Annotated in this window: 25 protein-coding genes and 1 pseudogene; 6 read left to right on the top strand and 20 right to left on the bottom strand. The window is 66.3% G+C overall.

The window, feature by feature from the left end; genetic code table 11:
• Positions 1-166 precede the first annotated feature (166 nt).
• A complete protein-coding gene (locus PKA57_RS08220; protein ID WP_324299393.1) occupies positions 167-1,300 on the bottom strand; it encodes a ferritin-like domain-containing protein in 1,134 nt (377 codons plus the stop codon).
• Between the two features lie 250 nt (positions 1,301-1,550).
• Here PKA57_RS08220 and PKA57_RS08215 point away from each other — a divergent pair, with 250 nt between their 5' ends.
• Complete coding sequence (locus PKA57_RS08215; protein ID WP_324299391.1) at positions 1,551-2,369, top strand: alpha/beta hydrolase; 819 nt, start codon at positions 1,551-1,553, stop codon at positions 2,367-2,369.
• On the opposite strand, the gene PKA57_RS08210 is transcribed toward PKA57_RS08215, so the two are convergent.
• The 5 genes from PKA57_RS08210 to PKA57_RS08190 all read right to left on the bottom strand — a co-directional run bounded on the left by PKA57_RS08210 (position 2,326) and on the right by PKA57_RS08190 (position 5,918).
• Positions 2,326-2,865, bottom strand: a complete 540-nt coding sequence (locus tag PKA57_RS08210) for a response regulator (protein WP_324299389.1) — start codon at positions 2,863-2,865, stop codon at positions 2,326-2,328. The genes PKA57_RS08215 and PKA57_RS08210 overlap by 44 nt on opposite strands.
• Positions 2,862-3,365, bottom strand: coding sequence for an Hpt domain-containing protein (locus PKA57_RS08205; RefSeq protein ID WP_324299386.1), 504 nt, complete (start codon positions 3,363-3,365; stop codon positions 2,862-2,864). Before PKA57_RS08205 ends, PKA57_RS08210 begins: the two co-directional genes overlap by 4 nt.
• An 11-nt stretch (positions 3,366-3,376) precedes the next feature.
• Positions 3,377-3,874, bottom strand: coding sequence for a response regulator (locus PKA57_RS08200; RefSeq protein ID WP_324299385.1), 498 nt, complete (start codon positions 3,872-3,874; stop codon positions 3,377-3,379).
• Between the two features lie 223 nt (positions 3,875-4,097).
• A complete protein-coding gene (locus PKA57_RS08195; RefSeq protein ID WP_324299383.1) occupies positions 4,098-4,964 on the bottom strand; it encodes a class I SAM-dependent methyltransferase in 867 nt (288 codons plus the stop codon).
• 93 nt (positions 4,965-5,057) lie between these two features.
• A complete protein-coding gene (locus tag PKA57_RS08190) occupies positions 5,058-5,918 on the bottom strand; it encodes a hypothetical protein (RefSeq protein ID WP_324299381.1) in 861 nt (286 codons plus the stop codon).
• A 118-nt stretch (positions 5,919-6,036) separates the two neighbouring features.
• Here PKA57_RS08190 and PKA57_RS08185 point away from each other — a divergent pair, with 118 nt between their 5' ends.
• A complete protein-coding gene (locus tag PKA57_RS08185; RefSeq protein ID WP_324299379.1) occupies positions 6,037-6,513 on the top strand; it encodes an NUDIX domain-containing protein in 477 nt (158 codons plus the stop codon).
• A 6-nt stretch (positions 6,514-6,519) separates the two neighbouring features.
• Here the strand turns inward: PKA57_RS08185 and PKA57_RS08180 are convergent, their stop codons facing one another.
• The gene (locus tag PKA57_RS08180; RefSeq protein WP_324299377.1) at positions 6,520-7,950 is read right to left on the bottom strand and encodes an amidase family protein; all 1,431 of its coding nucleotides are present in this window, start codon (positions 7,948-7,950) and stop codon (positions 6,520-6,522) included.
• A gap of 91 nt (positions 7,951-8,041) precedes the next feature.
• On the opposite strand from PKA57_RS08180, the gene PKA57_RS08175 reads away from it, so the two are divergent.
• Positions 8,042-8,398 (top strand): hypothetical protein, encoded by a 357-nt coding sequence (locus PKA57_RS08175; RefSeq protein ID WP_324299375.1) that lies wholly within the window; start codon positions 8,042-8,044, stop codon positions 8,396-8,398.
• Here PKA57_RS08175 and PKA57_RS08170 read toward each other — a convergent pair.
• The 3 genes from PKA57_RS08170 to wrbA all read right to left on the bottom strand — a co-directional run bounded on the left by PKA57_RS08170 (position 8,395) and on the right by wrbA (position 10,833).
• Positions 8,395-9,387, bottom strand: coding sequence for a glutathione S-transferase family protein (locus PKA57_RS08170; protein ID WP_324299373.1), 993 nt, complete (start codon positions 9,385-9,387; stop codon positions 8,395-8,397). The genes PKA57_RS08175 and PKA57_RS08170 overlap by 4 nt on opposite strands.
• 12 nt (positions 9,388-9,399) lie before the next feature.
• Positions 9,400-10,110, bottom strand: a complete 711-nt coding sequence (locus PKA57_RS08165; protein WP_324299371.1) for a pirin family protein — start codon at positions 10,108-10,110, stop codon at positions 9,400-9,402.
• A gap of 114 nt (positions 10,111-10,224) precedes the next feature.
• Positions 10,225-10,833, bottom strand: coding sequence for an NAD(P)H:quinone oxidoreductase (gene wrbA / locus PKA57_RS08160; RefSeq protein WP_324299370.1), 609 nt, complete (start codon positions 10,831-10,833; stop codon positions 10,225-10,227).
• A gap of 130 nt (positions 10,834-10,963) precedes the next feature.
• Between wrbA and PKA57_RS08155 the strand changes: the two genes are divergently transcribed.
• Positions 10,964-11,932: a LysR family transcriptional regulator gene (locus tag PKA57_RS08155; protein ID WP_324299368.1), complete on the top strand. Its 969-nt coding sequence runs from the start codon at positions 10,964-10,966 to the stop codon at positions 11,930-11,932.
• 267 nt (positions 11,933-12,199) lie between these two features.
• On the opposite strand, the gene PKA57_RS08150 is transcribed toward PKA57_RS08155, so the two are convergent.
• Positions 12,200-13,114, bottom strand: a complete 915-nt coding sequence (locus PKA57_RS08150) for an SDR family NAD(P)-dependent oxidoreductase (RefSeq protein ID WP_324299365.1) — start codon at positions 13,112-13,114, stop codon at positions 12,200-12,202.
• A 365-nt stretch (positions 13,115-13,479) separates the two neighbouring features.
• On the opposite strand from PKA57_RS08150, the gene PKA57_RS08145 reads away from it, so the two are divergent.
• The gene (locus PKA57_RS08145) at positions 13,480-14,037 is read left to right on the top strand and encodes an N-acetyltransferase (protein WP_324299363.1); all 558 of its coding nucleotides are present in this window, start codon (positions 13,480-13,482) and stop codon (positions 14,035-14,037) included.
• Here PKA57_RS08145 and PKA57_RS08140 read toward each other — a convergent pair.
• From PKA57_RS08140 to PKA57_RS08100, 9 genes are all read right to left on the bottom strand, one after another.
• Positions 14,016-14,522, bottom strand: coding sequence for a GNAT family N-acetyltransferase (locus PKA57_RS08140; RefSeq protein WP_324299361.1), 507 nt, complete (start codon positions 14,520-14,522; stop codon positions 14,016-14,018). The genes PKA57_RS08145 and PKA57_RS08140 overlap by 22 nt on opposite strands.
• A gap of 83 nt (positions 14,523-14,605) precedes the next feature.
• On the bottom strand, positions 14,606-15,493 hold the full coding sequence (locus tag PKA57_RS08135; protein ID WP_324299359.1) for a metal ABC transporter substrate-binding protein: 888 nt from the start codon (positions 15,491-15,493) through the stop codon (positions 14,606-14,608).
• Between the two features lie 10 nt (positions 15,494-15,503).
• The gene (locus PKA57_RS08130) at positions 15,504-16,394 is read right to left on the bottom strand and encodes a metal ABC transporter permease (protein ID WP_324299357.1); all 891 of its coding nucleotides are present in this window, start codon (positions 16,392-16,394) and stop codon (positions 15,504-15,506) included.
• Positions 16,391-17,128 (bottom strand): ABC transporter ATP-binding protein, encoded by a 738-nt coding sequence (locus PKA57_RS08125; protein ID WP_324299355.1) that lies wholly within the window; start codon positions 17,126-17,128, stop codon positions 16,391-16,393. Before PKA57_RS08125 ends, PKA57_RS08130 begins: the two co-directional genes overlap by 4 nt.
• Entirely contained in the window at positions 17,128-17,271 is a 144-nt protein-coding gene (locus PKA57_RS08120) for a hypothetical protein (RefSeq protein ID WP_324299353.1), read from the bottom strand. The genes PKA57_RS08125 and PKA57_RS08120 overlap by 1 nt, the downstream gene beginning before the upstream one ends.
• Positions 17,272-17,368: 97 nt before the next feature.
• Positions 17,369-19,462 carry a hypothetical protein gene (locus PKA57_RS08115; RefSeq protein WP_324299351.1) on the bottom strand — a complete coding sequence of 698 codons (2,094 nt, stop codon included), beginning with the start codon at positions 19,460-19,462 and terminating at the stop codon, positions 17,369-17,371.
• A gap of 8 nt (positions 19,463-19,470) precedes the next feature.
• Entirely contained in the window at positions 19,471-22,278 is a 2,808-nt protein-coding gene (locus PKA57_RS08110) for a DUF4159 domain-containing protein (protein ID WP_324299350.1), read from the bottom strand.
• Positions 22,279-22,283: 5 nt separating this feature from the next.
• Positions 22,284-23,219, bottom strand: a complete 936-nt coding sequence (locus tag PKA57_RS08105) for a DUF58 domain-containing protein (RefSeq protein WP_324299348.1) — start codon at positions 23,217-23,219, stop codon at positions 22,284-22,286.
• A 10-nt stretch (positions 23,220-23,229) separates the two neighbouring features.
• On the bottom strand, positions 23,230-24,225 hold the full coding sequence (locus PKA57_RS08100; protein ID WP_324299346.1) for a MoxR family ATPase: 996 nt from the start codon (positions 24,223-24,225) through the stop codon (positions 23,230-23,232).
• Positions 24,226-24,454: 229 nt separating this feature from the next.
• On the opposite strand from PKA57_RS08100, the pseudogene PKA57_RS08095 reads away from it, so the two are divergent.
• Positions 24,455-24,985, top strand: a pseudogene (locus PKA57_RS08095) (DUF1285 domain-containing protein); the annotation flags it as partial.
• Between the last annotated feature and the right edge of the window lie 11 nt (positions 24,986-24,996).

Raw genomic sequence — 24,996 nt, 5'->3', positions numbered from 1 at the left:
TGGCCCGCTCGTTACAGCAATGTCAGCAAGGCGCGCGGGCTCCGGCCGATCTGTTTTACATGCACGGGACGGGGAACGGCGCTTGCCGCCAGCGGGATTGCGGCGTCGCAAACGAAAAGGGCGGCACCCGAAGGTGCCGCCCCGTTCGTTTCGTTCGGCAGTGCGATTACTCGGCCGCCGACATCTTGTCGAGCGAGTAGTCGCGGTTGCCCTGGCCGTTGATCTGCAGAAGGTACTTGATGCCTTCCTCGGCGATGTCGTCGCCGACCATGCGGTCACCTTCGAGGTGAAGTTCCTTCATGTCGATGAAGGCGGCGTAGTTGCCGGCGGTGCGGTTCGTGATGATGCCCGCCTTGAGCAGCGTCTTGATCAGCACACGGAAGATGTTCGTCGTCTCCTGCATCTCCTGCCGGATGTTGACGTCCGTCAGCGCTTCCATGAACGCGCCCTGCACCCACTCCCAGTCGAGACCGACGGCGGTGTAGATGTGCTTCTTCTGCTCGGGGCTGCCGAGGTTGTAGAGCAGAACCTCGAAGACGTGCCAGGCCCAGTCCTCGATCTGGTCGCGCTCGGCCGGATTGAGGTTGGGGATGGTCTTGTCGGCCCAGATCTTGCCGAACTTGTGGTGGAACGCCTCGTCCGTCATGGTGAGCTGCATGAGCTTCACCATCAGCGGGTCGCGGCTGATCTTGTAGAAGGTCGCGAAAGCGCCCATGGCGAGGCCTTCGACGAGCATCTGCATGCCGACGATCTTCTTCCAGACGAGCGGCGAGAGAACGAGCTCGGTGAGGATGTTGCCGAGCGCGGGGCCCACCGGCACGGGCTTGCCCCAGCGGGCCTTGATGTAGTTCGAGAAGCCCGCGACGTGGCGCGCTTCCTCGCGGGTCTGGTTGGCGGCATATTCCTGCGCGCCCGGATCGCGGAGAATGTGGCAGAGCGAGGCCGAGAGCGCGAGCGCGCCGGCTTCGCCATGAAGGATCGAGGAAAGCGACCACTGAACGTCGAGATTGACGAGCTTGATCTTCTGCTTCTCGTCGAGCTTGTCGGCCACCGCGGTCTTGAGATCGGTATTCTGCGCGGGGTCGATCAGATACTCGTTTTCCATGTCGAAGGGCTGGGAGAAGTCGATGTACTTCTTGTCCATCGGATCCCAGAAATGATCGTGCGTCGCCGAGATGATCTTGTCGAACGCCGTCGAGCGCTTGCCGTAGCGCTCAACATCCATCATCGAGGGAAAATCGTCGGGGGCTACGGCTTCGTATGCCGGATCGACGGTCAGGTTCGTCTCAGTGTTGGTCATGTTCCTCCTCCAGGCCCGAATGGCTTCCTTGGTTTGACGTCTTCGTCTTCACTGGGGCGGAACTCGACCGAACGAGGCGGGCGCGGCGTCCAACCCTCATTGAGTATCAATATAACGTGGAGGGTTAATGGATGCAAAAAATAATGACGCTCATGTCATTTTTTGTACCGGCAGGGCAGGGCGCCGAAATCGGAGGATCGCAGCGCGGCGGACGGCTAAGCTCTGACGGCAAGCGGGGGAGAGAAAATACATGCGGAAATCGGGATTTGCGGACACGCCTCATGGCCGGCTCGCCTGGGTCGAATCCGGGGGCGAGGGGCCAGCGGTGCTCTTCATTCACGGCAATTCGGCCTGCAAGACCTATTTTGGCCGCCAGTTCGAGAGCGAGATCGGCAGGCGCTACCGCCTGATCGCCTTCGACCTGCCGGGCCATGGCGAAAGTTCCGACGCGCCGGACCCCGCAACGACCTATTCGATCCACGGCTTTGCCGATGCGGCGATGGCTTTCCTCGAGGCGCGGGGCATTGGCCGCGCCGTCATCGTCGGCTGGTCGCTCGGCGGCCATATCGCGCTCGAATTGCTGGCGCGCTGGCCGGGCACGGTGGCGGCATGGATCACCGGCACGCCGCCCGCGGGGACAGGCGACATGCAGTCGGCCTTTCTGCCGTCCGACAATATGGGGCTCACCTTCAAGGAGAGCTTTACCGAGGAAGAGGCGCGCTCGCAGGCGCAGGCGGGCGTGGGAGCGGGCGTGCCACTCGAGCCGTGGATGCTCGAGGCGGAGATGCGCGCCGATGGCCGTTTCCGTCCGCTGATGCTCAAGTCGATCATCGAAGGCCGGGATCTCGACGGGCGCGAGATCGCCGCCACCGCGCCCCAGCCGCTCGCCGTCGTTTCGGGCGGGGCCGAACCCTTCGTCAACAATGCGTTTCTGACGTCGCTCACCTACCGGAACCTCTGGGACGGCAAGGTGCATATTCTCGACGGGCTTGGCCACATGCCGTTCTGGCAGGCGCCGGAGCGGGTCAATCCGCTTCTTGCCCGCTTCCTCGACGAGGTTGCCCGCTAGGCATGTCCGCCTTGTGCGCCACGAGGCGGCGCGTCGGCGAAGGGCCGCGATACCCCTCCATCTCGATAAGGTGGATGGGCTTCAGGATGGCGGCCAGCACGCGCTCATAGAGCAACTCGGCTGTGACCGGCTTCACGATGTAATCGGTCACGCCATTGTCGCGCGCGCGGGTCACGAGTTCCTTGTCCCTGTGGCCGGAGATCATGAGCACGGGCAGGTCGGCGCCCGCGCCTTTCGTCTCGCTCATGGCGCGGATGGCCCGCGTCATCTCGTAGCCATCCATGGGCTGCATGGTGCCGTCCGTGATGATGAGGTCGAAGTCGCCCGAGGCGAAAAGCCGTAGCCCTTCCTCGCCGCTTGCCGCGCAGGCCACGTCGCCGGCGCCCATGGTCGCGAACAGCGCGACAAGCAGCCGGCACATCTCCGCGCTGTCATCGACGATGAGAACTCTCAGCGAGCGCAGAAGCTCGTGCTGCGCCGGCGGGCCGCTATTCATCCGTAGGATCTTTCGTCGGTCTTGGAGGCTTCGGTGAGCCTTTCGAGCGAGCGGAGCGTTTCGTCGGCAAGCGCCGGATCGCAATCCGCGTTCTGCAAGGCGTCATACATCGCCTCGACATGGAAGCGCATGATGGTCGGGTCGAGCGACTTGCGCGTTTCCATATAGCGGCAGAGCGAGTCCGCAAAGCGTCCGACGATGGCAAAGCCGAATGTGCCCGCAATGCCGCGCACTTCATGGGCGAGGCTGTAAAGCTGGCCGCGCGCCTCGGCCGATCCGGCCATGCAGGCAGCATCGATGAAGGCGAAGAGCGAGCCGACCTGCGCCTTGATTGTGCCCGCATATTGGGCGCCGAGGTCCCGGATCGTCTGCTGCATCTGTTCGAGGATGCGCGGGTCGAGACGGATCGGGGCGGCGTAGTCGGCCCCAAGCTTTCGTTCGGCGACCGAGGGCAGGCGCACGAAGCGCGCGCCGATATCGGGAGCGGTGGCGTCATCCATCTGGCGACTCCTCAGATATAGGCGACGCCGCTGCGCCGCTCGGGCCCCTCGAAGGGCTCGTCGCAAAGGCGGCGCTCGGGGCTCGCGAAGGACGGATGCGGAAGAAGATCGCGCGGGCGGTTCAGCACGCCGAGGAGGCGTTCATAAAGAAGGCGCGGTGAGATCGGCTTGCAGAGGAAGTCAGTGACGCCGAGATCGCGTGCGCGCTCGACGGCGGAGAGCTGGCTGTGGGCCGAGACCATGATGATCGGCACCGCGCAAAGCTCGCTCTCGTCGAGGGTGCGCAGCTTGTGCGTCAGCACGAAGCCGTCCATCGGTTTCATCGCCGCATCGGTGATGACGATGTCGGGCTTGTGCGTCAGGAATTTCGACCAGGCTTCCTCGCCGTCGGCCGCGAGAAGAATGTGCCGGACGCCGATCACTTCGAGAAGTCGCGAAATGAGCCGGCGCATATGGATGCTGTCGTCGACGACGAGCACCGTCAAAGTCTCGAATATGGATCGAGCCATGCTAACCCCCGAACCGGAGGCAATTCAGGACTGGCGGAAAACGGCCAGCCCGGTTACTCGCTCCGGCACTCATGCAACGATATGCGCGCCCGGCATGCGCCATCTCGCCATGTGGCGAAAGGCATTCCGGGTCACAGGCGCCCCACGCGCCTGAGGGAAAGCATAGTCAACAGGTCTTAAAAAAACCGTAGCGTGGACGGATCATCGGGGCCGATGTCGGCGATCAGGCACGAGCGGTCACGATCCAGGCGGCGCCGCCCAGCGCGATGCCGCTCTCCGTGCGGTGCTTGAGCAGCGCCTCGCGCACGGCGTCGCGCGCGCGGGCGCGGACATCTTCGGGCGCATCCGCGATGAGGCGGGCGATCGGCCCGATCTCGATCGACTGGGTCAGCGCTTCCTCGATGCCGCCTTCGGGCGTGCCGATGGCCATGGGCGCATCGAAAGGCTCGATGGCGATGGAACTGAAGCCCGCGCGTTCGAGGATCGAGAGAACGTGGCTGCGATCCGCGAAGGCGAAGGGGCCTGGCGTTCCGGGCGGCGTCGGCGCGGGAGGCTGCACATGGGCGAGGGCGGCGGCGAGCGGTACCTTGACCCAGTCGTTCTCGCCGAGCGCCCGCCAGCAGATGAAGGCGAGCCGGGCGCCGGGCTTCATGCCCCGGCGCAGATTGGCGAAGGCCGATGGCGGATTGTCGAAGAACATGACGCCGAAGCGCGACATGAGAAGATCGAAGCTGCCGGGCTCGAAGGGGTAGGAGGAGGCATCGGCAACTTCGAAGACGGGTGAGAGGCCGAGCATGCCTGCGCGGTCGCGGGCCCGCGCCACCATCGGCCCGGATATGTCGATGCCCATCACGCGCCCCTCGCGCCCGACCTGCCGCGCCAGTTCGAGCGTCGTCGCGCCGCAGCCACAGCCGATGTCGAGCGCATGTTCGCCGGGTTTCGGCGCCGCGGCCTCGAGGATAGCCCTGCCGAAGGGAGCAAGGACGCGGTCGAGGCGATCCTGATTGGCGACCCATTTCGCGCCGACGACGCCGTTCCAGGCTTCGATCTGTTCGGCATTGGCGCTCGCGGCTGCTGGATTGCCCGTCATCGTCTCATCCTCCCTGATGCTTTGCGAAAGCTAGCATAAGGAGGCGGCCAAGGCGCGAACGCCGTTGCGCCCGCCGCGCGAATTATGGGGGGGTCAGCCTGCGGGCTGCGTTTCGGCCTGCGCGGCACGCTCGGCGAGCCTGTCGGCGAGTTTGTGAAGCCTTTCCTCGACCTCGGCGATGCTCAGATCGACGGGGCCCAGTTCCTCCTCGGCAGGCGGCATGGCGTCCGCGCCGGTCGGAAGCTCCGCCTCGATGACGCGGGAGCCCGCGGCGGATTGAAGGCGCTGGAGACGCTCCGAGAGAAGGGCGGCGTGATCGGCGAAGCGGGCGCTCACACTTGCCGCGAGGGCCTGCGCCGCGACGATCTCGGCGGCGATGGTTGCAAGCTCGGTATCCTCGGCGAAGGCCGAGCGCGGAGGCGAGAGCGCAAGACCGCCGGGGCCCGTCGTCAGATTGGCGATCTGGACCGCGATGCTCGCGCGGCCGCGTTCGTCGAGCGCGATGTCGAAGGCGGGCGAGCGGCCGCCGATCAGCCGTCCGTTGATGAGGTTGACGCGATTGTGCGAGGCGGAGCCGACAAGCGCGTCGATCTCGGCGCGCACATCGTCATAGCGCCCGGCAAAGAGCGCGCGGCGCCCGGCATCGCTTGTCGCCTGCGCGGCGGAGACGAGATCCCGCGCCTCGCCGAGCTTGTCGCAGACGGCGTCGATGGCGAGCACGGCCGTCTCGATGGTGGAAAAGGCGGTCGCGATGCGCTGGCCGATTTCGGCGGCGAGCGGCGAGCCGGAGGCGGCGGCCACATGGCGCAAGGCGCGCGCAACCGCGCTGCGCGGCGCGCGCGGCCTGTCCGGCGGCGGCCCTTTTCTCTTCCGCCTCTTTTTTCTTTTGCCGCCCGTGAACAGCGAAAGAAAGCCCATGCCCAACTCACCCCCGACGAAAACGCGACGGCGCATGCCCAATTTCTTCCCGCGAAGTTAACGCAGCATGTGTTGATGGCTTCTAAACGGCCGGAGGGGCGGCCTGTCCTCCATTTGGCGATGCGGCGCGGAAAACATGGGATAGGCTTCGTCCATGGCGAATCTTCCTCTTCCCGTCTGGCGCGTGATTCGGCCCCTTACGCGCCTTTATTTCCGGCTCAGCCGGCCCCTGACGGCAGGAGTGCGCGGGCTCGTGCGCGACGAGCGCGGGCATGTGCTCCTCGTCCGTCATTCCTATGTCGATGGCTGGTACCTGCCGGGCGGCGGCGTGGAGCGTTCCGAAACCATGCTGACGGCGCTCACCCGCGAACTCGACGAGGAAGCGGGCATCATCCTGCGCGGCAGGCCCCGGCTCTTCGGGCTCTACGCCAATTTCCGCGAGTTCAAGTCGGATCACGTCGCGCTCTTTCTGGTCGAGCACGGAACTTATGAGCGCGTTACGCGGTCGAGCCTCGAAATCGCGGAGTATGATTTCTTCGCGCCCGGCGCGCTGCCCGAAGGAACGACGCCGGGCACGCGGGCCCGCATTGGCGAGGTGATGGAAGGACTCGAACCTGCCGATTTATGGTGAGCGGCTTCAGGCGGTCGCGGGCCGCCTGTGCCACCAGGGGCTTGCCGCCTCAAGCTGACCTGCGAGGCGGAAAAGCGTCGCCTCGTCGCCGAAGCGGCCCGAGAACATGACGCCGATGGGAAGCCCCTCCGCATTCCAGTGCAGCGGAACCGACATGGCCGGCTGTCCGGTCATGTTGTAGATGCCGATATTGGGCACGGATTCGGCGCTGGCCGCGAGATAGGCGCCGATATCGTTCGACATGGTATTGAGAATGCCGAGCTTCAGCGGCGGCAGGCCGAGCGTCGGCGACAGGTGGACATCGTAGCGCTCGTGATAGGCGGCGAATTTGCGCCCCATCTGGTGCATGTAGAGGATCGCGCCAGCATAGTCGGCGCTGCCGCGCGTCGCCGAGTTTTCGGCGATGAGGCGCGTGAAGACTTCGATGTCGTCCTGCGAGGCCTCGCGTCCGAGCTGCGCGGCGCGGGACCTGAGAGCGAAGGCCACATTGGCGCCGATGATGGTGATCTGATGCGTGGCCATTTCCTGCACGTCGATCTCAGGCTCTGCCTCCTCGACATGATGGCCGAGATCGGCAAGGAGCTTCGCGGTCGCTTCGATCGCGGCCACGACATCCTTGTGGCATGGGGTGCCGTTCGGCCGCCGGGTGGTGAAGGAGATGCGCAGGCGGCCGGGCTCCGCCGTCACCTCGCTGAGATAGGAGCCGGTATAGGCGGGCGCATCGTAGGGATCGCCGGGGGCGTTGCCATGCGTGACGTCGAGCATGGCGGCGCTGTCGCGCACCGAGCGCGAGACGACATGCGAGATCGACATGCCCGACCAGCCTTCGCCGCGATCCGGGCCCATGGGCGTGCGGCCGCGCGTCGGTTTCATGCCGAAAAGGCCGCAAGCCGCCGCAGGAATGCGGATCGAGCCGCCGCCATCGCTCGCATTGGCGACGGGAACGAAACCGGCCGCGACTGCCGCCGCCGCGCCGCCGGAGGAGCCGCCCGCCGAATGTTCGATGTTCCACGGATTACGCGTGGGGCCATAGAGATGCGGTTCGGTCGAGGTCGATAGCCCGAATTCTGGCGAGTTCGTCTTGCCGAAGATGACGAGGCCGGCGGCGAGATAGCGCTCGGTGAGCGTGCTGTTGTGATCGGCCTTGTTGCCGCGATAATAGGCCGAGCCGAAGGTCGTCACCGTGCCGTCGAGAAGGAGGTGCAGATCCTTCAGAAGAAACGGCACGCCGGTGAAGGGGCCCTGGGGCAGGCCGCGCGCGATCTGGGCGCGCGCCTCGTCGTAATGCTTGAGCACGACGGCGTTGATCGTCGGGTTGGCCTTTTCGGTACGGGTAATCGCTTCATCGAGCAGTTCTTCCGGCTTCACGGCGCGCTTGCGCACGAGATCCGCCAGGCCCAGCGCATCATATTTGTCGTAATCCGAAAAACCGGCCATCGTCCATCCCTCTGCTTGTTTCCCTCCATCTTAAGTAGCCGGAGCGCCGCCGCCAGCGCTAATGTGAGCCAAGGGGGATCGGAGGAGCGATATGAAAAAAATCGCAGCCACTTTCGCACTGTCGGCCATGATCCTTTGCGGCGGCATCGGCGCGCTCGCGGCGGCCGAGGATTTCGATCCCAATGCCCTGCCGCGCGACGAGACGACACTCAAGCGGCTCAACGACGTTCAGCTCGGCATGTTGCGCGCGGCGGTGCGTCATTGCGGCGGCTTCTATACGGCGCGCCACGGCAACAATTTCTGCGTGACCTCGAATGTCGATCTCGATGTCCGCCAGAGCGGCGATGCGGCGCTCAAGGCATTCCATTTCGGTCTGCCGCCGATGGATCGCTATGACGAGAACCGCAGCCTCGTCGGCGTCAACCGCATCTTCGGGCCGAAGCTCTAGGCGGGAAAGCGCGCCCGGTCGTGCGGGATCGAGAAATCGAGGACCGGCCCCATCGGCACGATGCCTGTCGGATTGATCGTCTTGTGGCTTCCGTAATAGTGCAGCTTGATGTGGCTCATGTTCACGGTTCCTGCGACGCCCGGCACCTGATAGAGCTCGCGCAGATAGTTCGAGAGGTTCGGATAATCCGCGATGCGCCGCAGATTGCACTTGAAGTGGCCGTGATAGACCGCATCGAAGCGGATGAGCGTGGTGAAGAGCCGCCAGTCCGCTTCGGTGATCCTCGAGCCCGCAAGATAGCGCTGGCCGGAAAGGCGCGTCTCGATCCGGTCGAGCTCGTCGAAGAGCGCGCTCACGGCTTCGTCATAGGCTGCCTGCGTGGTGGCGAAGCCGGCCTTGTAGACGCCGTTGTTCACGCGGTCGTAAATCGCGGCATTGAGGCCGTCGATCTCCGGGCGCAACTCTTCGGGGTAAAAGTCCAGCGAGTCGTCCACGCCGTCGAGGCCGTCAAAGGCCGAGTTCAGCATGCGGATGATATCGGAGGATTCATTCGAGACGATGGTCTTGCGCGTCTTGTCCCATAGCACGGGCACGGTGACGCGGCCGGTGTAATCGGCTTTTGCGAGCCGATAGATTTCATGAAGCCGCGTCTTGCCGTTCACGCTGTCGGGCAGGGTGCCGGGATAAGTGCCGTCGATCGTCCAGCCTTCCGAGAGCATCAGCGGATCGACGATGGTGAGCGAAATCTTGTCGTCGAGCCGCTTCAGCTTGCGAAAGATGAGCGTTCTGTGCGCCCAGGGGCAGGCGAGCGAAACATAGAGGTGATAGCGCCCCGCCTCTGCGGCAAAGCCGCCTTCGCCCGAGGGGCCGGGAGAGCCGTCCGCCGTCACCCAGTTGCGGAAGGCCGCGTCGCTGCGCACGAAGCGGCCGCCCGTCTTGCCGGTGTCATACCATTCATCGTGCCATTTTCCGTCGACGAGAAGACCCATTGCTATACCTCCTCAAACTTCAGGCGGAAGATCGGCGAGCAGGATCTCCGCATCTTCCGCGGCGCGGATCACGATCCTCTCCTCGCCGCGAATGGCAGCGCCCGCGCGCTCGGGCACGAGCACGCCGTTGACGGTGACGCTTCCCTTCGACGGGACGAGATAGGCAAGCCGCCCACCCGCAAGTTCGTGGACGACCTCCTGTCCCTCACCGAGCGTCGCGCCGAGAATGGCGGCGTCCTGCTCGATATAGAGCGCTTCGGCGGGCGCGTCGGGCTTGCCGCTTGCAAGCTGCACGAGCTGACCTTTGCGGTTTTCCTTCGGAAATTCCGCCTGTTCCCAGCGCGGGCGGATGCCCTTCTTGCGCGTCTCGATCCAGATCTGGAAGAGCGTGGTGTCCGTGTCCTCGAGGTTCCATTCCTCGTGCTGGATGCCCTTGCCAGCCGACATGACCTGAACGTCGCCCGCGCGCGTGCGGCCCTGATTGTTCAGGTGATCGCGATGCGTGATTGCGCCTTCGCGCACGAAGGTGACGATCTCCATGTCGCGGTGGCCATGAGGCGGAAAACCGGTATGCGGCTTGATGCGGTCGTCGTTCCACACTCTGAGCGCGCCCCAGCCCATGCGGGCGGGGTCGTAATAATTGCTGAAGGAAAAGTGATGCCTGGCGTCGAGCCAACCATGGTTCTCGCCGCCGAGGGTCTCCAGGGGTCTGACGTCGATCATGTGTTTCTCCTTTCGGAATTCGACCGGCCGGCAGCCGGGGAGGAGCAACGCTGCCGGCCGGAGTATCGCGGCGCGCGCATGGGACCGAAGGAGGTGCGCGCGCCGCGAGAAGCCTCAGCCTTTCATTTTCTTCGCGATGCGCGCGACATGCGCGCCCTGATATTTCGCCATGCCGAGTTCCATTTCGCTCGGCTGGCGCGCGCCATCGGAACCCGCAATGGTGCCTGCGCCGTAGAAGGAGCCGCCATGCACCTCGGAAATATCGCCGATGCCCGGCGCGCCGAAGGGCACGCCGACGACGACCATGCCGTGATGAAGCAGGGTCACCTGCGTCGTCAGAATGGTCGATTCATTGCCGATGCCGACGCCGGTCGAGGTGAAGACACTGCCGACCTTGCCGATGAGCTTGCCCTGCGCCCAGAGCCCGCCCGTCTGATCGAGGAAGTTTCGCATCTGGGCGGACATGTTACCGAAGCGCGTCGGCGTACCGAAGACGATGGCATCATAATCGGCGAGTTCGGCCGGCGTTGCGAGCGGCGCCCTCTGCTCGACCTTCATGTTCGCCTGCTTCATCGCCTCTTCGGGCATGGTTTCGGGAACGCGCTTCACCACGACCTCGACGCCGGCTTCCGAGCGGGCGCCTTCCGCGACCGCTTCGGCCATCTTTTCGATGTGGCCGTAAGAGCTGTGATAAAGCACAAGAACGCGCGTATTCGCCGACATTGTTTCCTCGCTTCTGATCGGACCGGCGTTTCATGGCCGGGTGCAACGGATTGGTGCCCTAAAAGTATTTGCGCAAACTTCTGAGACAATTCATTGTTTCGAGAACAGATTGTTCTTCGAGGTGCAACAAATGCCGCTCGATCTCAATGCCTTCGCCGTCTATGCCCGGGTCGTGGAGCTTGGCAGCTTCACCGCGGCCGCGGACGCGCTGAAGCTCTCGAAATCCATGGTGAGCCGGCAGATCGCCGCGCTGGAGGACGAGCTGGGTGTCCGGCTTCTCAACCGCACGACGCGGCGGATCAGCGTGACCGAAGCGGGCGCCGTCGTCTTCGAGCGCGCGGCCCGCATCGTCGCGGAGGCGGAGGAGGCCGAGCGCGATGCCTCCTGCATCGAAGGGGCGGTCAGGGGGAGACTCCGGATCAACGCGCCGATGACCTTCGGCATCAGGGAACTCGGGCCTGTGCTGCCCGAATTTCTCGCGCGCTATCCCGAACTCGTCGTCGAGCTCGAACTCAACGACCGGCGCATAGATCTCATGGAAGAAGGCTTCGACGTTTCACTGCGCATCTCGCCGCTCGTCGATTCAAGCCTCATCGCGCGGCAGCTCGCGCCGGTGCGCCGCCTCGTCGTCGGCACGCCCGGCTATTTCAAGGCGCATGGCGTGCCGAAGCATCCGCGCGACCTCGCGGACCATCCCTTCATCCTCTACACGCAAATGTCGCGGCCGGAGCTTCTCGAATTCCGCAATGGCGATGGGAAGCCCGTTCAGGTGGAACTCAAGGGGCCGCTTCTCTGCAACAATGCGGATGCGGCCTCGGCCGTTCTGCGCGCGGGGCAGGCGCTCAGCATTTCACCCGATTTCATCAGTTGCGACGCGCTTCGTTTGGGCGAACTCGTTTCCGTTCTCGATGACTGGGTGCCGCCGCCGCTGATGCTCCACGTCATCTATCCGCATACGCGGCATCTCTCGGCCAAGGTCCGGGCCTTTGTCGATTTCGCGGTGGAGAAGTTCGGGCCGGGCCGGGCGCGCTGGACGGGATCGCTCGCCCCGAAACGCCAGACGGGGCGTCAGGCGAAGCGGAGGGCCGGTGCCAAATGAAAAGGCGCGAAGCCTTCGGTGGCATCGCGCCTTTTGCGGTCGTATTTGCGGCGGTTCTTGACCACCCGCTGCCGGTGGAGCGGCGAGGCGAGGGCCTTTGCCGCAAGGTTCCGCCCCTTTAGCGGGGGCGGCGTCTTTCTCTTTGCCATTTCACCCTCCTGAAAGCCGAACGGCGGCACCTATATGGGTGCCGCCGCCGGGAATGTCCATATTCACTTCTTCGTCATGCCCCCATGAAGTGGGCCGTGACGAATTGTGGGTAAACGCTTACACCGGCTCCCAGGTGAAGACCGAGCCCGTATTGCCGAGATCGGTGTAGCCGCCTTCCATCGCCGGGAAGGCGTGGGTCAGGATCGTCTCCGGCGTCCAGCCGTCGATGCGGGCGACGGACTTCACAGGGCGCGGCTGCGAGAAGAGCACGAGCTCGTTGCCACGGACGGCGAAGATCTGGCCGTTGGCGGTGCAGCTCGGCGCGGCGAGCGCCACGGCGAAATTGCCGACCTGCTCGGCGCGCATGGCATTCTTCATGCGCTCGACGCGCTTGGCCGAAGCCTCGTCCTTGACCGGGATCGTCGCGATCATGCGCGTCCAGGCGAAGGGCGCGATGATGTTGGAGCGGACGTTCTTCGAGGCGCCTTCCATCGCGATGATGCGCGAGAGGCCGGCGATGCCCATCTTCGCGGCGGCGTAGTTAGCCTGACCGATATTGCCGATGAGGCCGGAGGTCGAGGTGAAGAGAACGAAGCTGCCTTCCTGCTGCTCGCGGAAATGATTGATGGCCGCGCGGGCGATGTTGTAGCTGCCGTTGAGGTGGACGTTGATGACGGCGTCCCAGTCCTCGTCGGGCATCTTGTGGAACATGCCGTCGCGCAGGATGCCGGCCGGGCTGATGATCGAGTGCAGCGCGCCGAACGTGTCGAGCGCCTGGGCGATCATGTTCTCGGCGCCCGACTTCAGCGCCACGCTGTCGGAGTTGGCGACCGCTTCGCCGCCCGCCGCCTTGATCTCGTCGACGGTCTTCTGGGCCGCCGAGGCGTTGCCCTCGTCGCCGCCCTTCACGCTGCCGCCGAGATCGTTGACGACGACCTTCGCGCCTTCGCGCGCCGCGATCAGCGCGCATTCCTTGCCGATGCCGCCTGCCGCGCCGGTAACGAGCACCACCTTGCCTTCAAGAAGTCCCATGGGTTCTCTCCCTGATCTTTGATTATGACGTTGGGCCTGGAGTTGGTGGCAAGCTAGCGAATGGACCCGGTGGGTTCCAGACCTTTTCAGGGCCTTCGGGCCGAGCTTGCCGCTTTACGTCGGGTATCCGTGTGTGCTATCCGCGTCCATGTCTGCGAGGGTCGGCAGCAATTGCGCCCGGACCCGGAGGGATTTGGACATGACGCGCCTTGCGATCGAGCGACGACGAATGGGCTGCGAGGGCCGGAAGGCTCTCCGCAGGGCGCGCCGTCGCGTTCTCGGCTTCCAGGGCTGACGCCCGGAAGGCAGAGCGGCGGGTGCCACCACCCCCTAGCGCATCGTCCAGACCCGAGAGACAGCTTTCCATGTTTGAAATCGAATTCGAGCGGCCGGAGCATCAGGCCGCCATCGACGCATTGCTCGACCTGAGCTTCGGCCCGGGCCGCTATGCCAAGACGGCGCAGCGGTTGCGCGAGGGCAACAGGGCGATCCCGGAGCTTTGCTATGTCGCCTTCGCCAATGATGTGACCGGCGACGGCAAGGTCGAGCGCCGCATGGTCGGCTCGCTGAGCTTCTGGCCGGTCGTCATCGGTGGCGTGCCGGGTCTCATGCTCGGGCCGCTTGCCGTCGAGCCGCGGCTCAGGGGGCAGGGCTGCGGGGTCAAGCTCATGCAGCGCGGACTTTCCGATGCGGAGGCGCTCGGCTACCGGCTGGTGATCCTTGTGGGCGATGCGCCCTATTACGCCAAGGTCGGTTTCGCTCCCGTGCCGCCGGGCCGGCTCACCATGCCGGGGCCGGTCGATCCGGCTCGGCTTCTCTATCGGGAACTGGAGCCTGGCGCTTTCGCGGCCGCGCACGGCCCGATCACGAAGCCTGCGCCGGAGATGCGCGAGGCGCCTGCTCAGAGGACGCGCGCCATATAGGCGGCATCGTCGCCATAGCTTGCGAGCTTGGTGGCGAGCGCCGCATCGGGCGCCAATGCCTCGAAACCCTGTGCCTGCCAGTAGGCTTGCGAATTGTTGACGGAAACGAGGGCGAGCCGGGCAAGCCCCTGCCGGGTGGCGACCTCCCTTAGTCGCGCGATGAGCAGGCGGCCGAGGCCAAGACCGCGCGCCCTTGCCGTCAGCGCAATGTCGTGGAGGAAGAGGCAGTCGGCCTCGGTGGGGAGGCCGCCGAGCAGGCTGTCGAGCGCTGCGGGCCTGCCGAGGATCATGGGATGCGAGATCGCATAGCCGAGCGGGCCGGCCTCGCCTTCGGCGATGAAGCAGCCCTGCGGAAAGAGCGCGAGCCGTTCGGTCGCGACGGCGATGTCCTCGGGATAGGCGGGATGGACGATCTTCGCGATCTCATCGACCGCGCCGAGATCGGATTGCCGCATCGGGCGCCAGTCTGAAACCGTCGTGAGCATGGGCGCGGGGCCTTTGATGGGGTGGCGGGGGCGCAAGCCGTCGCAGAAGGCCCGGCTTATACATCAGCCCCTTTCGGCCGCCATCACCGATTTTGCCGCATCGCCGCCACGAGCTGCGGCACATTGTTGCGGAACATGGCCTGATAGGTCGGCGCGGCGCCGCCGGGTTTGGAGAGCGCATCGGAATAGAGCTTGCCGCCCAGGCTCGCGCCCGTTTCGGCGGAGATCATGCGGATGAAGCGGGGGTCCGACATGTTCTCGATGAAGAGGGCGCGGATGTGCTCCCGCTTGATCTGGTCGATGAGCCTCGCAAGCGTTCGCGCGCTCGGCTCGGCGTCGGTGCTGAGCCCTTCAGGGGCGAGGAAGGCGATGCCATAGGCCGCGCCGAAATAGCCGAAGGCATTGTGCGTGGTGATGATCTTGCGCGAGGGCTCGGGCAGGGCGGCGATCTCGGCGCGCGTCCACTTGTCGAGATCGGCAAGCTCGCGCAGCAGGTGCGCCGCATTCTCGTGAAAAGCCTTGGCGTCGGCAGGCGCGGCGCTGGCGAGCGCCGCCTCGATATTGCGGACATAGATCGCGCCGTTCGCAAGGTCCTGCCATGCGTGAGGATCGGGAACGGTCGCGCCGCCTTCGTTCATGCTCAGCGGCTCGACGCCATCGCTTGCGGCGACGAAGCGGGCCTGCGTGCCGGAGGCGGCGGCGAGCTTGGCAAGCCATGGCTCGAAGCCGAGCCCGTTAAGAAAGAGGAGATCGGCGCGGGCGAGCAGGCGCGCATCGGCGGGGCTCGGCTCGAAAGTATGGGCGTCGCCATCGGGCCCAACGAGCACGGTGAGGTCGATGCGGTCGCCGCCGACCTGCCGCACCATGTCGCCAAGCACGCTGAAGGTCGCGACTACCTTGAGCGGCGCGGCGAAAGCGGGCGCGGGAAAGAGCGCGAGGAGAAGAGCCAATACGCCGAAAAGTCTTTTCATGGGCGTCGTCTCAGGCGGGATCATGAGGCTCGTTGTGGAAATGCGCGCCGGGAAAGAAGCGCTTTCGCAGGCTGCCCTGCGAGCCCGTGAGGATCGAAAGCACATAGATCGCGCCGGCTGTCAGGATGATGGAAGGGCCGGAGGGGAGGTCGAAATTGTAGGAAACGAGAAGCCCGATCCAGCCGGAGATGAAGGCGATCGCGCTTGAGACGGCGGCGAGCGACCAGACGGAGACGGCCCAGAAACGGGCGGCGGCGGCGGGCAGCATCATGAGGCCGACCGCCATCAGCGTGCCGAGCGCCTGAAATCCGGCGACGAGATTGACGACGACGAGCACGAGGAAGACGACGTGGTAGAGCGAGCCACGGCCCGCGACCGCACGCAGGAAACCCGGATCGAAACACTCGACGACGAGCGGGCGATAGATGATGGCGAGCGCCAATAGCGTCACGGTCGAGATGGACGCGACGAGAAGCAGCGCCTCGTCATCGACCGAAAGGATGCTGCCGAAAAGCACATGCAGCAGGTCCACATTCGAGCCGCGCGTCGAGACGATGAGCACACCGAGCGCGAGGCTGATGAGATAGAAGCCCGCGAGGCTCGCATCCTCGCGCAGCGCCGTCGCGCGGCTGATGATGCCGGCAAGAAGCGCCACGGCAAGGCCGACGACGAGGCCGCCCACCGACATGGCCCAGAGCGAAAGACCTGCGACGAGAAAGCCGATTGCGGCTCCCGGCAGGATGGCGTGGCTCATCGCATCGCCCATGAGGCTCATGCGCCGGAGAACGAGGAAGGTGCCGATGGGTCCGGCCCCGAGCGAGAGCGCAAGGCAGGCGACGAGGGCGCGCCGCATGAAGCCATATTCGGCGAAGGGCGCGATGACACTCGCATAGAAGCTCATGCCGCGTGCTCCCGGCCGTGCCCGTTCGTCCAGGTGCGCGCTATGGCGCGGGCGCGGGCGAGCATCTCATCGGTGAGCGCCTCTCCTGTCGGCCCCCAGGCCACAAGTTCGCGCGCGATGAGCAGCGTTTCGGGGAAATGCTCGCGCACCTCGTTCATGTCGTGCAGCACGGCGATCACCGTGCGGCCTTCCTCATGCCATCGCTTCACGATGGCGAGGAGATCGGCGGTGGTGCGCTCGTCGATGGCGGCGAAGGGCTCGTCGAGAAGGATGACTCGCGCATCCTGAAGGATGATGCGGGCGAAGAGCACGCGCTGAAACTGCCCGACCGACAGATTGCCGATCGGATGACGGGCGAAGCTCTCGAGGCCGACGCGGGCAAGCGCCGCCGCTGTGCGCCGCCGGCCCTCGCCCGTGACCGCCTTCCAGATGCCGGTTCCGTTCCAGAGGCCGAGGGCCACCGTGTCGGCGACGTCGATGGGAAAGCTGCGATCGATCTCGGCCTGCTGCGGCAGATAGGCGAGATCGCGATGAGCGATGCCGCGCATGGCGATGCGCCCCTGACTCGGACGAAGAAGCCCGACAATGCTTTTGAGGAGCGTCGATTTGCCGGCGCCGTTGGGGCCGACAACGGCCGTGAGGCTGCCTTGGGCGAAGCTGCCGCTCAGATGATGGACGGCTGGCCGCCGGTCATAGGCGACGGTGAGGTCGTCAATGTCGATGAGACCGGCCATCAGGCGCGCGCCCAGTAGACGGCGAGCCAGATAAGGGCGATCAGGAGGCCCGCGATCCCGAGGCGCTGCGGCACGCTCGCGCCGAGAGCGGAGAAGGCGGGCGGCGCGGAGGGGGCGGCGGGGAGGTCGGAGGAGGGCTCCATTAGGGGGTCCCGGAAATGTAATATTATAACATCGCGGGCGAACATACGCCCGGCCCGGCGATGCCGCAAGCGCGGAGCGCGGGCTTTTGCCGCCTCGTCAGCGGCCTTCCCGGTGCCAGGCGAGGGCGAGCGCCCCGAGAATGAGGATGAGCGCGAGGGGGCCCGCCAGCAGCGGCACCTGATGGACCGCGCGCACGAGATATTGCCCGTTGCGCTTGAGGCCGAGCCAGTCGTCGCCGGCCGCGTCATGCTCGGGGCGGACGCCGCGCACGGAGGGCGTGTCCTCGGCGTCCTTGCCGACCCAGTAGATGCCGCCGCCGCTTGCCGTGACGACCGGCTTCAGACGGCTCTCCGTCGCGCGCACATCGGCAAATTCCTTCGGGTTGAGCGGCCCTGCCGCCGTCACCGCGCTGAGGTCGCCCTGCGTCACGCGGTAGAGCCCGAGTTCGCTGGCGGCAATGCGTCCTTCGAAGCGGCCGGGCGCGGTTTCTTCGAGCGCGAGTTCCTTCGTCTTGCCGGAGGGCAGGGTGACTTCGGCGGGCGGCGTCGTGTCGGCCATGGTCCGGCGTTTCACGCTCAGCGTGTCGCCCTCGATCGTGGCCGAAAGATTTTCTTCCTCGAGGTCGGGTTCCTTCATCAGCCAATGGGCGAGGCGGCGGAGAAGTTCCGCCTGCGGACCGCCGCCCTCGAAGCCGCGCGACCAGAGCCATATCTGATCGGAGAGCACCTGCGCGACGCGCCCCTTGCCGGCATGGTCGAGCACCATGAGGGGGCGTCCGCCGGGTGCTTCCATCAGCACCTCGCCGCGCTCGACCCTGCTGTCGATGACGCGGAACCAGCGGCCCCATTTGGGCGGGCTGTCGGCGCTGCCCGGAAGATCGGCGGTGACGGGGTGCTTGTGGCCGGTCGCGGTGACTTCGGGCCGGAAGCCGCCAAGCGTGATGTCGCCCGTCGGCTGAGCGGGCAGGATCACCGCGAGCGGCGTGCGGTAAAGCGAATAGGGCGAGGCGAAGGAGGGGCCCGCCGCATCGAGCAGCGCGCCGCCATTCTCGACATATTTGGCGATGTTCGACAGATATTCGAGCGGCAGCACGCCCTGCCGCTTGAAACGGTCGAAGATGATGAGGTCGAACTGGTCGAGCTTGTCGACGAAGAGTTCGCGCGTCGGAAAGGCGATGAGCGACAATTCGCCGATGGGCGTTCCGTCCTGTTTCTCCGGCGGGCGGAGGATGGTGAAGTGGACGAGATCGACGGAGGGGTCTGCCTTCAGCAGGTTGCGCCAGGTACGCTCGCCCGGATGCGGCTCGCCGGAAACGAGAAGCACGCGCAGACGGTCGCGGATGCCATTGGCGACGACGACGGCGCGATTGTTGAGGAGCGTGAGTTCCTCCGGGCCGGGCGCGACGTCGATCTCGATGACGTTGAGGCCGCCGTGCTTCAGCGACAGCGAGACCTCCGTCTTCTCGCCGACGGTCACGGCGGTCTTCATCACTTCCTTGCCGTCGATGGAGATGGTGACCGGCGCGGTCATGCCGGATGCCTCGCCCGCGCTTGCGCCCGTGTCGTCGACGCGGAAGGCGAGCTTCACCGCTTCGTCGACAATGCCGAAGCGCGGCGCCTCGAGCACGGTCAGGCGGCGGTCCCTCTCGTTCCTGCGGCCGACAATGAGCGCATGAACGGGCGCGTCGAAGCCGAGCGCCGCCGCGGTCTTCGGCACGTCATGGACTTCGCCATCGGTGATGAGAACGGCGCCAGCCACCCGCTCGCGGGGCACATCGGCCAGAGCGCCTTCAAGAGCCGCGAAGGCGCGCGTGCCTTCGCCGTCATTCTCGGAGCTACCGCCCGCGCCGCCCTCGACTTCCACGATGCGCGTCTCGACGCCCTTGAGGTTCCGGATCGCTTTCTCGATGCGGGCAAGCGCCTCGCCTGCCTCCTTCCGGCGCGCGCCGACATCCATGCTCTGGCTTCGATCGACGACGATGGCGGCAACGTCCGGCACGGGCTGGCGGTCTTCCTCGCGCATGGTCGGGTTGAGAAGCGCAAGCAGCGTGATGGCGAGCGCCGCCATGCGCCAGGCCGTGCCGCGCGCGCCGCGCCAGGCCGAATAGGCGGTGATCGCGATCCCGGCGCTCCCGAGAAGGGCGATGAGCGGCAGCGGAAGGGCAGGCTCGAATATGATGTCCCAGGCCATGCGCGCTCCTACCGTCCCAGCCGCTCGAGGAGCGCAGGCACATGGACCTGATCGGATTTGTAATTGCCCGTCAGCGCATACATGACGAAATTGATACCGAAGCGTTCGGCCAGTTCGCGCTGCATCTCGCCGCCCGGCTGGCAGGGATAGAGCGGGCGGCCGCTCGCGTCGCGCGCCCAGGCGGCGGCATAGTCGTTGGAGCCGATGACGATCGAGGAGACGCCGTCATTGGAGTGGTGCGCGCCCGTGCTGCTTGCGCTCGTCGCCTCGACCCAGAGCTGGCCGCCCGCCCAGCGGCCGGGAAAAGTCTGCAGCAGATAAAAGGACTTGGTGAGCACATGCCCCTCCGGCACCGGCTCGAGCGCCGGAATGTCGAGGCGGCTGAGAAGGCGGCGCAATGTCTCCGTGCCGGGACCCGGCTGGCCGCCCATGGCGCGGTCCTGATCGCGCGTATCGAAGAGGATCGTGCCGCCCGTCTTCATGTAGCGGTCGATGCGCGAAAGCGCCTCGGGGGAAAGCGCTTCCTGTCCGGGGGTCATCGGCCAGTAGAGAATGGGAAAGAAGGAGAGTTCGTCATGGGCGACATCGACGCCCATGGGGTCGGCGGGCTCGAATGAGGTCCGTTCACGGAGAATTGCGCTCAGCCCCGTGAGCCCGGCGCGGCTCACCTCATCGACCGAGGCATCGCCCGTCAGCACATAGGCGAGATGGGTTTCGGTCGTCGCGGCCAGGGCGAAGCTGTCCGGATCGGCTGCGCGGGCGGGCGTCGCATGCGCGGCGGCGAGGATGGCGAGCCCCGCGGCGAGAACGGGCAGAAGCGCCCCGCGCCTGCGGCGGCGGATCGGGTTCGCATCGAAAAGCCCCGTTACATAGAGGGCGGCGATACCGTCGGCGATGATGAGCGCAAGAGCGAACGCCAGCGCCCAGGGGCGGAGCCGCATTTCGGCCGCATCGGCGTAATTGTGTCGGTTGGCGATCCCGGAAAGCGCGCCCATCCGCTCGAGCTTCATGTCGGCGCGGGCAAGGTTGAAGGCGCGGGGGCTGTCGGCGGGGCCGTAAAGCCCCGGTGGATTGCGCGGGCTGACTTGCGTGCTGTCGAAGGCGGTCGCCGCGATAGGGATCGCTGTCGCGGGCGGCGGGCCGAGATGTCCGAAGCCGTCCAGCGTGCGGGCCGGCGCAAGCGTCGCCTCCGTGGCATGGCTCTCCGCGCCGCCCGGCGCGACGCCTTGCGAAAGGGCGACGACGCGCCTCAGCATTTCGACGAAGAGGCCGGAGAGAGGCAGGTTGGACCAGTCGCCATTCGCCGTGACATGGAAGAGAACGACGAGCCCCTTGCCGCGCTTTGTCGCGGTGACGAGGGGCGTACCATCCTGAAGCCGCGCCCAGGTGTGGCTGGCAAGGTCGATCGTCGGTTCGGCGAGCACCTGACGCGAGACGGATACATCGTCCGGCACCTGCAGGCCGAAAAAGGGGCTCGACGCCTCGAAGGGGGCGAGATGCTGCGGGTTCGTCCAGGAGAGCGTGCCGCCGAGCGCGCGCCCGCCGGTCCGCAGCGGCACGGGGAGGAGATCGTCGCCTTCGCCCGCCATTCGCGGGCCTGCAAAGCGCAGAAGCACGCCGCCATCCTCGACCCAGGCGGCGATGGCGTCGCGGTCGGAGCCGACGAGATTGCCGAGATCGGAAAGCACGAGCACCGAAAGCGACGATGAGAGAAGGTCGGCGATCTCGCTTTTGGCCTCGCGCGCGGCGGAGGCGCGGCGCACTTCGGCGAAGGGATCGAGCGCCTTCTGGAGATAGTAGAGATCGGAGAGAAGCGGCTGCGCTTCCTCGATTGGCGCGCCGGACACGATGCCCACGCTGCGCCGCCGCCAGCGCTCGTCGATGAGGCTCACCGTGCCCGCCGAATTTTCTCCCGCGATGTCGATGCGGCTGATGCGGTTGCGCAGTTCGAGCGGAATGTCGAAATGCACCGGCGTCGAGAGCTGCCCGGCCGCGAAGTTATAGTTCACTTCGGCGACGAGCCCGCCATCGGTCTGGAGCGCCCGCACGCCTCCCGATTTCGGCGCCGTGCCGTCGGCGCGGAGAACCGTGGCGACGAATTGGTCTCCCTCGGTCGCGGGAGGGAGGAGGGCGAGGGCAATGTCGTCGGGCCGGGGCTCCACGACCTCGAGGCCATGCGATCCGGCGAGCGCCGAAAGTGCGGCGGAGAAGCGCGACGCCTTGCCATCGTCGAGCCCGTCGCTGAGCCAGATGATCTGCGCGCCTGCGGCAGGCAGGACGTGCGGGCCTGCGAGCCGGGCGGCGAGCGCGAGGCGGTCGGTCGCAACTGGCAGGGGCTGAAGGGCGCGGGCGCGCGCCGAAGCATCGTCGGCCGAGCCGAAGATGAGCTCGGGGGGTGTTGCGGCGGGCGCCGTGCCGACGACGAGGACGGGGCGGTTGTCGCGCCGCGCCTCGGTCATGAGGGCGTCGATGGCGTTGACGCGGTCGCGCCAGCGCGCGCCGGAGGCCCAGCCATTGTCGACGACGATGAGCAGCGGCCCGGAGCCCGCGACCTTCGGCGCCGGGTTCCAGAGTGGGTCGGCGAGAGCGATGACGATGAGTGCGGCAAGCACGGAGCGCAGGATCAGCAGCCAGAGCGGCGTGTGGGCCGGGGTCTCCTCTTCCGGGGCGAGGCCGATGAGAAAGCGGATCGCGGGAAAGCGCACGCGCTTCGGGAGCGGCGGGCTGATCCTGAGCAGCCACCAGATCGCGGGGAGGGCGGCGAGCCCGAGGAGCATCCAGGGGCTGGCGAAGGCGAGCGCGCCGAGGTGAAGCATGGCGTTCACGCCCCCGGACGCGACGGCCTGCGGGCGTCGAGCGGGCCGGACAATGCGCCGTAAAGCGCAAGAAGCGCCGTATGCGGCGCGCGGTCCGTGCGGTGGGTGGCGAAGGTGAAGTTGAGGCGCTGCGCCGCGTCCATGATGCGGTTGCGATGAAGGGCAAGCTGCGCGTGATAGGCGCCGCGCAGCCGCTCGGCGCGGCCGCGCATCAGACGGAGATTTTCCTCGATCCCTTCAAATTCCGTGCGGCCGGTGAAGGGAAAATCCTCCTCCGCCGGGTCGAGCACCTGGATGAGATGGCCCTGTATCCCGTCCGCCGCATAGCTCTTGAGGCAGGTGACGATGTCATCGGCGGGCGAGAGGAAATCGCTGATGAGAACGACCTGCGCATAGCGCGGCAGGCGCTGGGGGGGCGGCAGGCTCGATTGGTCGCCCGTTCCCGATGCGTCGATGAGCGCATGCGCCATGCGGCGCAGGGCGGTGCGGCCCGCCGTTGCGGCCGCGCCGCCGCCGAGCGGGGCCACGCTCTCGCCGCCCTGGACGAGAAGCGATGTCAGCGCGAGGGCGAGCACGGTGGCGCGGTCCTTCTTCGTCGTCAGCGCAAGTTCCGAGGCGTAGTCCATGGAGGGCGAGCCGTCGCGCCATATCCAGACGCTTTCGGCTGCTTCGAGTTCGACCTCGCGCACGAACAGGTGGCGTGAGCGGGCGGAGTGGCGCCAGTCGACGTTTGCGGCCGTGTCGCCCTCGCGGAAGCGGCGGAACTGCCAGAAGCTCTCGCCCATCCCTGTCCGCCTGCGGCCATGCACGCCCTGCGCGACGGTGCTGGCGATGCGCTCGGCTTCCGCCGCCAGCGGCGGCAGTGCTTCGGCCAGCGCTTCGGCCTGCTCGCGAAGGCCCGTCGCTGCCGGTGTGGCCGCCAGTGAGAAGGGAAGCCGCATGGCGCTGGCCCTAAATGTTGCGGCAGAGACGCTCGATGACGCCGCTGACGGTGACGCCTTCCGCACGCGCCGAGAAATTGAGCGCCATGCGGTGGCGCAGCACCGGCGCCGCCAGCACCTTCACATCCTCGATCGAGGGCGAGAAGCGCCCGTCGATGAGCGCGCGGGCGCGCACGGCGAGCATCAGCGCCTGGCTGGCGCGCGGGCCGGGGCCCCAGGCGACATGGCGTTCGACCTCGGCGGAGGCGCCCTCTTCGGGGCGCGCGGCGCGCACGAGTTCGAGGATCGCGTTCACGACCTTCTCGCCCACCGGCACACGGCGCACGAGCCGCTGCGCGGCGCGCAGGTCTTCCGCCGTCATGGCGGGGCGCACCGTCGTTTCCTCGAGGCCTGTCGTTGTCAGCAGCATGCGCCTTTCAGCCTCGAGGTCGGGATAGTTGACGTCGATCTGCATGAGGAAGCGGTCGAGCTGCGCTTCGGGCAGCGGGTAGGTTCCTTCCTGTTCCAGCGGGTTCTGCGTTGCGAGCACATGGAAGGGCGAGGGCAGTTCGTAGCGCACGCCTGCCACCGTCACCTGCTTTTCCTGCATGGCCTGCAGCAGCGCCGACTGCGTGCGGGGGCTGGCGCGGTTGATTTCGTCGGCCATCAGGAGCTGGCAGAAGACCGGGCCCTTGATGAAGCGGAAGCTTCTGTGGCCGCGTTCGGATTCCTCCAGCACCTCCGAGCCCAGAATATCGGCGGGCATGAGGTCGGGGGTGAACTGCACGCGCTTGTCGTCGAGCCCGAGCACCGCCCCCATGGTGTGGACGAGCAGCGTCTTCGCCAGGCCCGGCACGCCCACTAGCAGCGCATGGCCGCCCGCCAGCACGGTGACGAGCGTCTGGTCGATCACCTGCTCCTGGCCGTAAATGACTTCGCCAATGGCCGCGCGCGCCGCCGCGATCTTTGCGCCGGTGGCCTCGATTTCCTGAACGGCGTTACCGTCCGCTTCACTGAGTGTCTGCATTGACCTAAGTATAAAGAATGCTATGGCCTTTCAGAAGCGAAAGGCGTGGCAGGCCGCCACTGGCCGCCGGCCACCATTCGCAATGGGCTTCTTGACGATAATATGGCCGGCCGCGTGGTTTGGCATCAGGGAAGCGGAGAGTATGGCGTCGTCCACCGAAAAGAAGGCAGAAGGGACACAGGTCCAGAACCCGTCGGGGCTTCTTTCCGCCGCGGAAGCGGAGGGCAGGAAGGCGCGCGGCCTGCCGCCGGTCCATCTGTGGAATCCCGATTTCTGCGGCGACCTCGACATGCGAATCGCTCGCGACGGCACCTGGTTCTATATGGGCACGCCAATCGGCCGCGAACGGCTCGTCCGCCTCTTCTCGACCATTCTCCGGCATGACGAGGACGGGAAGTACTATCTCGTCACCCCCGTCGAGAAAGTGGGGATCAGGGTCGACGACGCGCCCTTCGTGGGGGTCGCCATGTCGGTCGAGGGAAGCGGCCGCGAGCAGGTTCTGAGTTTCACGACCAATGTCGGCGATCTGACGGTCGCGGGGAAGGAACATCCGATCCGCTTCGTCGTCGATGCCCGGACGGGGGAGCCCGCACCTTACGTCCATGTGCGGGCGCGGCTCGAGGCGCTCATCAATCGCGCCGTCTTCTACGATCTCGTGGAACTCGGCGTCGAGGAGGAGCACGAGGGCCGGCGATGGTTCGGCGTCTGGTCGGGGGGCGTGTTCTTCCCCTTCATGCCGGCCGAGGAGATGGCGGTCTAGGCCGCGGCAAC

It is taken from the genome of Parvibaculum sp., assembly GCF_035325945.1.
Classification (GTDB): Bacteria; Pseudomonadota; Alphaproteobacteria; order Parvibaculales; family Parvibaculaceae; genus Parvibaculum.
This window is presented reverse-complemented; position numbering and strand designations above follow the sequence as displayed.

Bases quoted from the DNA above. Each gene is read 5' to 3' on its own strand.
- PKA57_RS08220 (WP_324299393.1), bottom strand. From the start codon at position 1,300: ATGACCAACACTGAGACGAACCTGACCGTCGATCCGGCATACGAAGCC.
- PKA57_RS08215 (WP_324299391.1), top strand. From the start codon at position 1,551: ATGCGGAAATCGGGATTTGCGGACACGCCTCATGGCCGGCTCGCCTGG.
- PKA57_RS08210 (WP_324299389.1), bottom strand. From the start codon at position 2,865: ATGAATAGCGGCCCGCCGGCGCAGCACGAGCTTCTGCGCTCGCTGAGA.
- PKA57_RS08205 (WP_324299386.1), bottom strand. From the start codon at position 3,365: ATGGATGACGCCACCGCTCCCGATATCGGCGCGCGCTTCGTGCGCCTG.
- PKA57_RS08200 (WP_324299385.1), bottom strand. From the start codon at position 3,874: ATGGCTCGATCCATATTCGAGACTTTGACGGTGCTCGTCGTCGACGAC.
- PKA57_RS08195 (WP_324299383.1), bottom strand. From the start codon at position 4,964: ATGACGGGCAATCCAGCAGCCGCGAGCGCCAATGCCGAACAGATCGAA.
- PKA57_RS08190 (WP_324299381.1), bottom strand. From the start codon at position 5,918: ATGCGCCGTCGCGTTTTCGTCGGGGGTGAGTTGGGCATGGGCTTTCTT.
- PKA57_RS08185 (WP_324299379.1), top strand. From the start codon at position 6,037: ATGGCGAATCTTCCTCTTCCCGTCTGGCGCGTGATTCGGCCCCTTACG.
- PKA57_RS08180 (WP_324299377.1), bottom strand. From the start codon at position 7,950: ATGGCCGGTTTTTCGGATTACGACAAATATGATGCGCTGGGCCTGGCG.
- PKA57_RS08175 (WP_324299375.1), top strand. From the start codon at position 8,042: ATGAAAAAAATCGCAGCCACTTTCGCACTGTCGGCCATGATCCTTTGC.
- PKA57_RS08170 (WP_324299373.1), bottom strand. From the start codon at position 9,387: ATGGGTCTTCTCGTCGACGGAAAATGGCACGATGAATGGTATGACACC.
- PKA57_RS08165 (WP_324299371.1), bottom strand. From the start codon at position 10,110: ATGATCGACGTCAGACCCCTGGAGACCCTCGGCGGCGAGAACCATGGT.
- wrbA (WP_324299370.1), bottom strand. From the start codon at position 10,833: ATGTCGGCGAATACGCGCGTTCTTGTGCTTTATCACAGCTCTTACGGC.
- PKA57_RS08155 (WP_324299368.1), top strand. From the start codon at position 10,964: ATGCCGCTCGATCTCAATGCCTTCGCCGTCTATGCCCGGGTCGTGGAG.
- PKA57_RS08150 (WP_324299365.1), bottom strand. From the start codon at position 13,114: ATGGGACTTCTTGAAGGCAAGGTGGTGCTCGTTACCGGCGCGGCAGGC.
- PKA57_RS08145 (WP_324299363.1), top strand. From the start codon at position 13,480: ATGTTTGAAATCGAATTCGAGCGGCCGGAGCATCAGGCCGCCATCGAC.
- PKA57_RS08140 (WP_324299361.1), bottom strand. From the start codon at position 14,522: ATGCTCACGACGGTTTCAGACTGGCGCCCGATGCGGCAATCCGATCTC.
- PKA57_RS08135 (WP_324299359.1), bottom strand. From the start codon at position 15,493: ATGAAAAGACTTTTCGGCGTATTGGCTCTTCTCCTCGCGCTCTTTCCC.
- PKA57_RS08130 (WP_324299357.1), bottom strand. From the start codon at position 16,394: ATGAGCTTCTATGCGAGTGTCATCGCGCCCTTCGCCGAATATGGCTTC.
- PKA57_RS08125 (WP_324299355.1), bottom strand. From the start codon at position 17,128: ATGGCCGGTCTCATCGACATTGACGACCTCACCGTCGCCTATGACCGG.
- PKA57_RS08120 (WP_324299353.1), bottom strand. From the start codon at position 17,271: ATGGAGCCCTCCTCCGACCTCCCCGCCGCCCCCTCCGCGCCGCCCGCC.
- PKA57_RS08115 (WP_324299351.1), bottom strand. From the start codon at position 19,462: ATGGCCTGGGACATCATATTCGAGCCTGCCCTTCCGCTGCCGCTCATC.
- PKA57_RS08110 (WP_324299350.1), bottom strand. From the start codon at position 22,278: ATGCTTCACCTCGGCGCGCTCGCCTTCGCCAGCCCCTGGATGCTCCTC.
- PKA57_RS08105 (WP_324299348.1), bottom strand. From the start codon at position 23,219: ATGCGGCTTCCCTTCTCACTGGCGGCCACACCGGCAGCGACGGGCCTT.
- PKA57_RS08100 (WP_324299346.1), bottom strand. From the start codon at position 24,225: ATGCAGACACTCAGTGAAGCGGACGGTAACGCCGTTCAGGAAATCGAG.